Source organism: Pseudoalteromonas sp. CR1, from assembly GCF_019392235.1.
Classification (GTDB): Bacteria; Pseudomonadota; Gammaproteobacteria; order Enterobacterales; family Alteromonadaceae; genus Pseudoalteromonas.
The window spans coordinates 1-274 of the sequence record NZ_JAHXRM010000228.1 but is presented as its reverse complement, the minus strand read 5'-3'; the positions used below and the strand labels follow the sequence as shown (position 1 = coordinate 274).

Here is a 274-nt window from a genome sequence, read left to right as displayed (position 1 = left end):
AATCGAAACTCCGACGATGTGTCCGTGCTGCTGGGTCGCGGTGACGGCACGTTTGAGGAACAACGGCGATTCGCCGTGGGAGATCGACCGTATTCGGTTCAAGTGGCGGACGTGAACGGTGACGGCCAGTTCGACTTGGTGACGAACAACCGATACTCCGGCGATGTGTCCGTGCTGTTGGGACGCGGTGACGGCACGTTCGAGGATCAACTGCGTTTCGACGTGGGAGAATATCCGTTTTCGGTGCAAGTGGCGGACATGAACGGAGACGGCC

General features: G+C 59.1%; 1 protein-coding gene. It reads left to right on the top strand.

Going from position 1 to position 274, the window contains the following annotated elements:
• Positions 1-274: VCBS repeat-containing protein (locus KZZ04_RS19220; RefSeq protein ID WP_219423863.1), on the top strand; the 274-nt coding region annotated here is incomplete at both ends.